We start from the raw sequence: 10,302 nt of genomic DNA, 5'->3' as shown, positions 1-10,302 counted from the left end.
TCTAGTGCTTGTGTGCGTCTTTGGTGGTGAAGAAAACGCCGCTGTAGTCGATGGGCAGCCACTTGTCGTGGAAGTCAGCGAAGTCTTTTTCTGGGTCTAAGTCCTTGAAGGTTTCTGGGTGCATCCACACGGCAAACTGCTCCAGGGCGAAGACGTTGAAAGGCGAATCGTAGAACTGGTGGTAGACAGCATGGAAGTTGCCTTCCTTTGGGGCCTCAAGCTGATCAAAGCCCGGGGTCTTGAGCAGGCCTTCGAGGGTCTCCTGCGCCTTTTCTTCCTTGGCCGCGTAACCCATCTCCACGTGCGGCAGGACCTCCGGCTTTTCCGGGTTCTTGGCCCATGCGCCGCCGGTGGCGATGATGTGCTCTGGCTGCTCAGCAAGCACCTTTTCTGCGGTAAGGTCTCCAGACTCGGTGTCCAGCAGGCTATCGCCCAGGTTCTCACCGCCGGCGGCATTAACCAGGTCACCTAGGTTAGAGTCCTTGACCGTGGAGCAGCAATCCTTCAGGCCCGCTGCGCGCCAGACCAGGGTGCGCGGCTTATTGCCCGCCTTTTCCGCGCGAGACTTGATGTCATCTACCTTGCCGGTGTAGAACTTGTTGAACTCTGCGGCCTTGTCCTCGTGACCGAAGAGCTGGCCGAAGACCTCCATGGACTTCGGGGTGTTTTCCAATGGCTTCTGGCGGAAGTCGGTGAAGACGTATTTCAGGCCGGCCTGATCCATCTTGTCTAGGAAGCCGGTCTTTTCCGCACCCTTCTTGTGGTCGAGGGTCATGACCACGACGTCCGGCTTTTGCGCGAGCAGGTTTTCGACGGTTACGTCGCCCTTGGCGATGTTGCCGATAGTCGGCAGATCCTTGTACGCCGCATTGGTTTCGGCGAACTTGGACTCGAAGCTGGGTGCAGCCTCATGCAAGTCCTTGCCGAGTGCAACGACGTGCTCGAGCGGATCCTCGCGGTTGAGGATCGAGGTAGCAAACACGCCGCGGCCCTCGCCCAGAACGATACGCTCAGGCTGCTTGTCGAAGGTGACCTCGCGGCCGGCGACGTCAGTGATGGCCAAAGCAGTGTCCCCCGCGGCGCCGGTAGAGCCGGTGGACGCGGAGGTGTCTTCGCTGTTGCTGCACGCGCTCAACGCAGTCGCGGATGCGAGCATGGCCAGGGTGGCTGCCGCAATGCGGACGGAGTACTTGGGCACGTTGAAATGGGTCATGAAAGAGAATCCTTTGCTCACAGTCAATCCATAGATAAGTTAACTAAGGCTTAGCTAATTGGAATACGCTTGAGCATACAACCACTCGCATAGACCCGGAAATGGTCCCCCCGAGTTTGATTTAGGTCACTTTAAAGCTGAATAACATCCTCTTAAAGAAACCCACCCCCAACAGCATGGTTATCCGCGCTGGATGTCACGCGCGGCTATAGCCCAAGCGCGCAGCCACTCCCCCCGCGGCCCCGCGGACCCCGCGGACTACTGCCCCAGCTCCTTGCGGCGCTCGGCTGCCAGACGTAGGCGCTCGGCCCTGTCTTTGTCACCTTTCTTTTTCAATTCCTTATAAAGTTCTTCGTCGTCGTCGGAGAGCTTGACCGCCTCCCTGACACCCCACGAGGCGAAACCTGCAATCGGTAAGCCAAGCCAAAAATAGTCCCAGTCGTCAAAGACGAAAAGACCCAGGAAGAAGAGGAACATCATCGCTGACCAAACGACGGCATCGATTCGGTGAACTAACCCTCCGCGGCGCTGCAGCCGGTCGAGCTCGGCCTGCGCTTCCGATTCCTTGAACCGAACGACCTCTACAATTGGATTGTCAGGAAGGTCATCAAAGAGGGAAGCAATCTCGCCGCGGGTACGCGCAACAGCCGCCTTTCCTGTGCGGTCTTCGAACTCGTTGATGTCGATGAGACCGTTAGCGAAGTGGGTGCTGAGGAGGTCTAGCGCATTGTGGCGTTCGGCGTCTCCCACGCGAATGTCTTTGTAAATGCTTTTACACTTTAATATCCAGCGTTCGGATCCACACGGGTAGGAATTTCCTCGCCAGCCTCAAAGGCCGCGGCCACCTTTGCGGTGTGTGCTCCCAAGTGGCGGCGCACCGAGTTACGGGTATTGGCAATGTGCGGTGTAATGACCACCCGCGGGTCCTTCCACAACGGGTGATCATCCGGGAGCGGCTCCGGCTCAGTGACATCGAGCGCTGCGCCGGCAATCTCGCCAGAGTCCAGCGCTGCCAAAAGATCCTCGGTACTGATGAGCGGGCCACGGCCCACGTTGACCACCACCGCGTGTTTCGGCATCTGGGCAAACACGTCTTTGTTGACCATGTGATGGGTCTGCGGAGTAAGCGGCGCTATGAGCACAAAGTAGTCGGCCTCAGGCCAGACCTTGTCCACCTCGGAGATGGGATAGGTCTCATCCGCGCCTGGAACCGCGTTGCCGGACCGGTTTACGGCGATGATGCGCGGGCCAAAGCCAGAGAGCATCGTGATGAGCCGCTTGCCGATGCCGCCGGCGCCGATGATCGCCACAGTCTTGTCCTCGTGCAGGTAGGACTTGTGATCCTGCACCTCATCGTAGTTGGAGAAGGTGTCGTTGACATAGCGATGGGCATGCAGCTGCGCGAGCAGCAGCGCGATGGCGGATTCCGCCACGGTGTTATCGAATACGCCAGCGGCGTTGGACCAGATAACGTCGGTCTCCTTCATGACGTCGAGCAGATGATCTACGCCTGCAGAAGGAATCTGCACGAAGTTGATGTTCTCCGGCAGTGGCAACGGGAAGTCCGAGCCGTCGCCGTTGTAGATGAGGAAGTCGGCATCGGAAAGCTCCGCGAGCTCATGGCCAGCTCCCCGCAAAGTCTCGACGGATTCTTCCCATTGTTCCGGCAACATGGCGTATTTCATGGTCTTTTCCTGGGTTTTCTCTGGCTTCTAGTGACTAGATTCGGGAGGCGTAGTTCGACAGGTAGTCGGCGTGGACAACGCTGCGGCGCTGGTATTCCGGCAGCTCCTCCATCTGCTTACCCAGGATGCCCCGCAGCTCCGCGGAATCAAAACGTACTTCGCCGCGGCCGATGACCTCACCTTCCGGACCCATGATGTCGATGATCTCGCCCGCGTGGAACTCGCCAATGACCTCAGTAATGCCGACGGCGAGCAACGAGTTGCCGCCCGCGGTCACGGCCTTGACCGCGCCGGCGTCGAGACGCACGGCGCCGCCGGTATCGGCGCAGTAGAGGGCCCAGAACTTCCAAGCGGAGAGCCTGCGTTCCTCGCGGGTATGGAAAACGGTGCCCACCGAGGCATCGGCAAGCGCGGCGTCGATATTGTCGGCCGAGGTGAGCAGGACGGGAATGCCGCCGCGAGTGGCCAGACGCGCAGCGGAGACCTTCGTGGCCATGCCGCCGGTGCCCACGCGGCCGCCGTCGCCGGCCGTCACGCCGTTGAGGTCTTTGCCCGTGCGGACCTCCTCGATAAAGCGGGCGCCGGGCTCGGATGGGTTCTTGTCGTAGAGGCCATCGACGTCGGAGAAGAGGAAGAGAGCGTCCGCGCCCACGAGGTTCGCGACGAGCGCGGAGAGGCGATCGTTGTCTCCGAAGTGCATCTCAGAGGTAGCGACGGTGTCATTCTCGTTAACGATGGGCACCGTGCGCAGCTGGCGCAAGCGATCGAGGGTGCGCTGGGCGTTGCGGGCGCGGTCGCGGGCGCCAATATCGGAGGCGGTAAGCAGGACCTGCGCGACGGAACGGTTGTAGCGGGCGAAAGACACGCCCCACTCGTAGGCAAGGTGAATCTGGCCGACGGCGGCCGCGGCCTGCTTGGTCGCGAGATCGCTGGGGCGCTTCTGCAAGCCCAGCGGCCCCATGCCCGCGGCGACGGCGCCGGAGGAGACCAGAATGATGTCCGAAGTGCCCATGCGCGTCGCGATGGCGTCGACGATGTGGTTGATCTTCTCCGTCGAGGTGATGAAGCTGTCCTCCTTAGTGAGGGAAGAGCTGCCGATCTTCACCACAATTCGCTTCGCTCGGCTCAGTTCCTCACGCAGCGGCGACTGCAATGGCCCACGCGGTGCATGGTGCTCCGGCACGATGGGTTCGCCGTCGAAGGGGCTTAAGGGAAGCGGATAGCTCATGAAGCGAAATCATACCTCTTCCGCTCAGGCGCCCCTATGCTCGGCGGGCAAGAGGGCACGTTATCCTTGCCAGCGGTCTTTGTTTGCCTGCTCGCGGGTGACCTCTGCGTCGTTGCCAAAGTCGTATTCGTCGATAAGACCACGGCGTGCCTGCGAGGCGCGCTTACGCTCTGCGGCGGAGACACGGTCGGTACCGAGGAGGCGGCCGTCGAAGCCGCGGCCGGCATTGGTCGCCTTGCCGCCGGTCATCGGCTCCCACTCGAAGGTAATGCCGCCGATAGTGACGGGGCAGCCTTCCACCGCACCCTGGTCGCGCAGCTCGTCCTCCACGCCGGCCTTGGCCAGGCGGTCGGCGAGGTAGCCCACGGCCTCGTCGTTTTCGAAGTCGGTCTGAACAATCCAGCGGTCGATCTTCTCGCCCTCGACGATGAAGCCGCCATCGATCTCCGGATCCTTGCGCACCGTGAAGTCCGCAAAGCGGCCCTTCTTCGCCGACTTCGGACGAATGATGGTGTGTTCCTTGTCTACCTTGACTTTGGGCTGAGACTTACGGTGTTGCTGCACCATTTCCAGGAGCTTGTACTTGAGCGGGTCCAGGCCCGTGTGCGCCACGGCGGAGATGATGAAGACGGGCCAGCCAAATTGCTTCTCAATGTCTTCCTTGAGGAACTCGGCAAGCTCCAGAGCCTCCGGGATATCCGCCTTGTTGAGGATGACAATGCGCGGGCGCTCGCGCAGGTCGCCCAGGCCGGTGTCCTGTTCCAGCAGATCCTGGTAGTTGGACAGTTCCTTCTCCAAGGCCTCGATATCGGAGATGGGGTCGCGGCCCGGCTCCAGCGTCGCGACGTCGACGACGTGCGCGAGCACCGCGGTGCGCTCGATGTGGCGCAGGAAGTCGAGGCCCAAACCCTTGCCCTCGGCGGCGCCCGGGATAAGGCCCGGAACGTCGGCGATGGTGAAGGACTCGTAGCCCATATCGACCACGCCGAGGTTTGGCTGCAGCGTGGTAAATGGGTAGTCGCCAATCTTCGGCTTCGCGGCAGAGAGCACGGAAATCAGGGAGGACTTGCCCGCAGACGGGAAGCCCACGAGTCCGACGTCGGCCATGGACTTAAGCTCGAGCACGAGGTCGTGCGCCTCGCCCGGCTCGCCCTGCAGCGCGAAGCCCGGGGCCTTGCGCTGCGCGGAGGCCAGCGCCGCGTTGCCCAGGCCGCCAAAGCCGCCCTCGGCCGCGATGAAGCGGGTACCCGGGACGGTAAGGTCCGCGAGCATCTCGCCCTTGTCGTTATAGACCACCGTGCCCGCGGGGATTTCCAGGATGAGGTCCTCGCCGCGCGCACCATTGCGCCAGTCGCCCGCGCCATTCGCGCCACGGCCGGCCTTGATGTGGGGACGGTAGTGGAAGTCCATGAGCGTGTGGATCTGCGAGGAGACCTCGAGCACAATATCGCCGCCGTGGCCACCATTGCCGCCGTCGGGGCCGCCGAGGGGCTTGAACTTCTCGCGGTGGACGGACGAACAGCCGTGTCCGCCGTCGCCCGCCTGCAGGTGGAGCACCACGCGGTCAATAAAGCGTGCCATGGAAATCCTTCCGGAATTAAAAATCGAAGAAAACTAGACGCCAGTCTAGTGGAGATAAACAAAGACCCGAGCCTCCCATTTAAGCGGGAGCCCCGGGCCTTGAAAGCGTGAACGCTTAGGCAGAAGCCTCAGCAGCGGCCTGCTCGGCCGGCACGATGTTCACAATGCGACGGTTGCGCTTGATGCCGAACTGGACGGAGCCAGCCTCGAGAGCGAACAGCGTGTCGTCGCCACCGCGGCCGACGTTCTCGCCCGGGTGGAACTTGGTGCCGCGCTGGCGAACGAGGATCTCGCCGGCCTTCACCTGCTGACCACCGAAGCGCTTAACGCCGAGGTACTGCGGGTTGGAATCGCGACCGTTGCTGGAGCTGGAAGCACCCTTCTTGTGTGCCATGTGGTTTCCCTCCTTTAAGGGTATAAAAGCCGGTTGAGGCTTACTTGATACCGGTGATCTTCAGGGTGGTTACCGGCTGGCGGTGACCCTGACGCTTCTTGTATCCGGTCTTGTTCTTGTACTTGAGGATGTCGATCTTCGGGCCCTTGCCCTGCTCGACGATCTCTGCAGAGACGGAGACCTTCTCCAGGTCAGCGGCCTTTGCCTTGACGGTTGCGCCATCGACGAGCAGAACCGGGGTGAGAGCCACGGACGAACCCGGCTCACCCTCGATCTTCTCGACCTTGACGAGGTCACCTTCAGCAACCTTGTACTGCTTGCCGCCGGTCTTGACGATCGCGTACATAGAGGGCTACCCCTTATCTAAACTCGGCTCAGGACCCGGTCGGGCCCTGAATGGACATTAAAATTACATTGCGTTTGAGGCTCTCGCGCGCACGGTGATGCAGCGCTTGACTCAAGCCTAAACAGCGACTGTCAAAGACTACCCCGTACACCGCCTAAATTACAAACCGCGGTTGCGACGCGCCGCACGCCTCCGGCCACGCGAGCCTTCGGCAGCCTGAGGTTCGCTCGTCTTCACGAAGCGCTTCACAGCGCGCCGGCGTCCGCGCGAGCTTGCCGATGCCCTCTTCTCCTCCGTCGACTGCTTCTCCACCGTCTCCTTACGCTGCGCTTCTGGCTGGGCTTGTGCCTGCCTGCGCGTGGCGCGGCGCACCGCACGGCGACGCCCACGCGAGCTCACGGTACGGATCTCGGCCGGGGACTCCTGCTCAGGCTGCTGCAAGGGGACATCGGAAGGCTCCGGCGCACGCTGGAAGTCCTCGCGGCGGGGCCTGCGGTCCGAACGCGAGTTGCCGCGGGTGCGGCGCTTACGACGCGGTGAGGCCTCGAACTCGGCGACGGCCTCCTCGTAGGTCTTTTCTGGATTCGTCTCCGCTTTCGCAGAGACGTGTTCTTCGTCCGGGATATGCGACTGGAATTCCTGGACATCGTCGAGCTCCTCGGCATGCTCGGCGGCCGCGTAGGCGATCTCTGCGGCGTCGACCTCCTGCTTCTGCTCCTCGCGCTTGTCGCGGCCGCGGTTGCTGCCGCGCGAGCCACGGCGACGGCGACGCTGGGGCTTGCGCTCCTCGTGGTCATCTTCCTGCGCGTCATGGCCGCCCGCAACGACGGAGGCCGCGAGGTCCTCGAGCGAAGGCTTGTCCTCGCGCTTGTTCTCGTACTCGTCGTCGCGCTGCTCGTTCTTGTGCTCGACATGCATGGCCTTGGCGGCCGGGTGGTCCGGCTTCGCGGGGCGCTTGCGCTTGCTGCGGCCGTGGTGGTGCTCCGGCTCGGACTCGTCCACGGGGTATTCGTGGATGATAAGCCCGCGGCCGTGGCAGGCCTCGCACTCGGTGGAGAAGGTCTCGATAAGGCCGGTCCCCAGGCGCTTGCGTGTCATCTGGACGAGGCCCAGCGAGGTGACCTCAGAGACCTGATGGCGCGTGCGGTCGCGGCCCAGAGCCTCCTTGAGGCGGCGTAGAACCAAGTCCTGGTTTTCCGGCAGGACCATATCAATGAAGTCGACGACGATCATGCCACCCATGTCGCGCAGACGCATCTGGCGCACGATTTCCTCGGCAGCCTCCAGGTTGTTGCGCGTCACTGTCTCCTCAAGGTTGCCGCCCGAGCCGGTGAACTTACCGGTGTTGACGTCGATGACGGTCATGGCCTCGGTGCGGTCAATGACGAGCGTGCCGCCCGACGGCAGCCAGACTTTGCGGCTGAGCGCCTTGTGGAGCTGCTCGTCGATGCGGAAGGTCTCAAACGCGTCTGCCCCGCCGTGCTCACGGCGGTCGAAACGCTCCACGCGGTCCGCGAGATCCGGCGCCACGGACTGCACGTAGTGATCCACCGTGTTGTAGGAACGGCGGCCGTCGACGACGAGGTGACTGAAGTCTTCGTTGAAGAGGTCGCGCACGACCTTGACGAGCAGGTCCGGCTCCTCGTAGAGCGTGACCGGCTTGGCACCCTTGGAATTCTTTTCTTTATTCGCGCGCTCGGTAATGTCCTCCCACAGCGTGTGCAGACGACGCACGTCCGTGCCGATGGCTTCCTCGGAGACATTCTCTGCGGCCGTGCGGATGATTGCGCCGCCATCATCCGGCACGACGCGGTTCAAGATCTCCTTGAGACGCTTGCGCTCCGGGACTGGCAGTTTGCGGGAGATACCCGCATTGCGGCCACCCGGCACGTAGACGAGGTAGCGGCCGGCGAGCGAAATCTGCGTGGTCAGTCGCGCGCCCTTCGCGCCAATCGGGTCCTTGGCGACCTGCACCAGAATCTGGTCACCCGATTTGAGCGCGTGCTCGATCTTGCGTTGGCGGCCGCCCAGGCCCGTGCGGCGCCAATCGACCTCGCCGGCATAAAGCACGCCGTTGCGGCCCTGTCCGATGTCGACGAACGCAGCTTCCATGGACGGCAGCACGTTCTGCACGCGGCCCAAGTAGATATTGCCGATCATCGACGCCTGCGACTCCGAGGTCACAAAGTGCTCGACGAGCAGGCCGTCTTCAAGCACGCCCACCTGGGTCACGGTGCCGTGGCCGTCCGTACGCTCCTTGTCGCGCACGACCATGGTGCGCTCCACCGACTCGCGGCGCGCGAGGAACTCCGCCTGGCTCACGATGTGCTTACGCTCGCGGCCCTTCTCACGCATCTCACGGCGGCGACGCTTCTGCGCCTCGATACGCGTCGAACCGCGAATGGCGCGCGGCTCTTCGATGCGCTCAGGCTCGTCGTGGTGGTCCTGCTTGTCGTGCTGCTTCGAGCTGTGCTCATTCTCGTGTGGCTGCTGCTCGTGCTGCTGGCGCTCCTGCTGCGGGTCCTGCTTCTGGGACGTGCGCTTCACAGCGCGACGGCGCCCGCGGCGCGGGGTGGGTGCCATGAAGACCGGCGCATAGTCGACCGACTTGTCCGTCTCAGGCTTCGGGGTGATAGGCGCGAAGTCCTCGTCGAAGTCTTCGCCGGCTTCCACCAGCGCCTCGTGCAGCTGCTCGACGTCTGGCTCGTGGGACTGGTCGTGCTCCTGCTCTGCGGCGTCCTCGGTGGTGTTTTCAGCGGCGTCGTCGAGCCCTTCTTCCAGCTCGGCCTCAACCTTCTCCTCAATCTGGGAGATCTCGTTCGCCACGTTCTTGCGCACGCGCTCGCGCAGCATGGCGTCTTCAGCGTTCTCTGCGTCCTCGGCGCTCTCCTGCTTCGGCTCCTCGTGAGCCTGGGCCTGATCAGACTTCTTCGTGCGCTTCGTAGCACGGCGACGCGACTTCTTCGGCTTCTCCTCCGGAGTCTCGACCTGCACCGTGGCGAGTTCGGCCTTCTCTTCCTCGAGCTCTGCCTCGACCTTGGTCTCAATCTGGGAGATCTCATTCTCGACGTTCTTCCGCACGCGCTCGCGCAGCTTCTCGTCTTCGGCGTCCGCCGGCTGCTCGGTCTCGGCTGCCTCGGCAACAGGCTGCGCTTCGGTCTTCTTCGTGGCAGCTTTGCGCGTTGCCTTACGGGAGGACTTCTTCGTCGCGCGCTTCTTCGGCTTCTCTTCGGCTGCCGGTGCGACGGTCTCATCGACGGCGGGCTCAGCAGTCTCCGGCTCGGCCTTCTCTGCCTTCTTAGCGGCCCTCTTCTGGGTCTTCTTCGGCGCCTTCTCGGCGGAGGTCTTGGCAGCCTTCTTCGCAGCCTTCTTCTTGGGCCTGTCTTCAGCCTTCTCCTCGGCCTTCTTTTCGGCGGCGGGAGCGCCTGCCTGAGCGACAATCGCATCGAGAGCCGCGGCAACCTCATCCGGGCTCAGCGAGGACTGGGCGGCCTTCTTCACGCCCTGCTCGGCGAAGACGCTCACGAGGGCGCTGGACGGCAGAGCAATCTGCTTGGCCAAAGCATAAAGGCGGGTCTTCGGACCGAACTGCGTGCGGTCGAGCTTCGCGATGAGCTTCGCCGCGGCGCTAAGCGAGCCGGTGTCTTGTGTAGTTGTCTTAGAGTTCTTCGGTGCAGCCACGTCTGCTACTCACTTACCTTTTCTCTTGTCGCTCCCCGGGCGCGCACTTAACGGTGCAGCAGCCACACGAGGCAGCGGTGTGTATGAAAGCTTGTCGACGCTTCTCATTCTGTGAGAAGTATCGTGCCTCCCATTCTGGCACACCCGGCGCACCCTCGTCCGCGCGCGGACACG

Annotated in this window: 8 protein-coding genes; all 8 read right to left on the bottom strand. The window is 62.7% G+C overall.

Features of this window, described 5'->3' with window-relative positions:
- Position 1: 1 nt before the first annotated feature.
- The 8 genes from HMPREF3227_RS06455 to HMPREF3227_RS06420 all read right to left on the bottom strand — a co-directional run bounded on the left by HMPREF3227_RS06455 (position 2) and on the right by HMPREF3227_RS06420 (position 10,128).
- Positions 2-1,213: an ABC transporter substrate-binding protein gene (locus HMPREF3227_RS06455; protein WP_066511386.1), complete on the bottom strand. Its 1,212-nt coding sequence runs from the start codon at positions 1,211-1,213 to the stop codon at positions 2-4.
- Between the two features lie 258 nt (positions 1,214-1,471).
- A complete protein-coding gene (locus HMPREF3227_RS06450; protein ID WP_231732330.1) occupies positions 1,472-1,963 on the bottom strand; it encodes a DUF1707 SHOCT-like domain-containing protein in 492 nt (163 codons plus the stop codon).
- A 29-nt stretch (positions 1,964-1,992) separates the two neighbouring features.
- The gene (locus HMPREF3227_RS06445) at positions 1,993-2,898 is read right to left on the bottom strand and encodes a D-isomer specific 2-hydroxyacid dehydrogenase family protein (RefSeq protein ID WP_066492505.1); all 906 of its coding nucleotides are present in this window, start codon (positions 2,896-2,898) and stop codon (positions 1,993-1,995) included.
- A 34-nt stretch (positions 2,899-2,932) separates the two neighbouring features.
- On the bottom strand, positions 2,933-4,126 hold the full coding sequence (gene proB / locus HMPREF3227_RS06440) for a glutamate 5-kinase (protein WP_082723318.1): 1,194 nt from the start codon (positions 4,124-4,126) through the stop codon (positions 2,933-2,935).
- Positions 4,127-4,186: 60 nt separating this feature from the next.
- Complete coding sequence (obgE, locus tag HMPREF3227_RS06435) at positions 4,187-5,707, bottom strand: GTPase ObgE (protein WP_066511380.1); 1,521 nt, start codon at positions 5,705-5,707, stop codon at positions 4,187-4,189.
- Positions 5,708-5,822: 115 nt separating this feature from the next.
- Positions 5,823-6,101 (bottom strand): 50S ribosomal protein L27, encoded by a 279-nt coding sequence (gene rpmA, locus HMPREF3227_RS06430; RefSeq protein WP_066492511.1) that lies wholly within the window; start codon positions 6,099-6,101, stop codon positions 5,823-5,825.
- A gap of 40 nt (positions 6,102-6,141) precedes the next feature.
- Positions 6,142-6,447 (bottom strand): 50S ribosomal protein L21, encoded by a 306-nt coding sequence (gene rplU / locus HMPREF3227_RS06425; protein WP_066492512.1) that lies wholly within the window; start codon positions 6,445-6,447, stop codon positions 6,142-6,144.
- A 159-nt stretch (positions 6,448-6,606) separates the two neighbouring features.
- Positions 6,607-10,128 (bottom strand): Rne/Rng family ribonuclease, encoded by a 3,522-nt coding sequence (locus tag HMPREF3227_RS06420; RefSeq protein WP_066511377.1) that lies wholly within the window; start codon positions 10,126-10,128, stop codon positions 6,607-6,609.
- Between the last annotated feature and the right edge of the window lie 174 nt (positions 10,129-10,302).

Source organism: Corynebacterium sp. CMW7794, from assembly GCF_001563605.1.
Taxonomy (GTDB): Bacteria; Actinomycetota; Actinomycetes; order Mycobacteriales; family Mycobacteriaceae; genus Corynebacterium; species Corynebacterium phoceense.
Note: the sequence above shows the minus strand (reverse complement) of the source record. Positions and strands in the feature narration are given on the sequence as shown.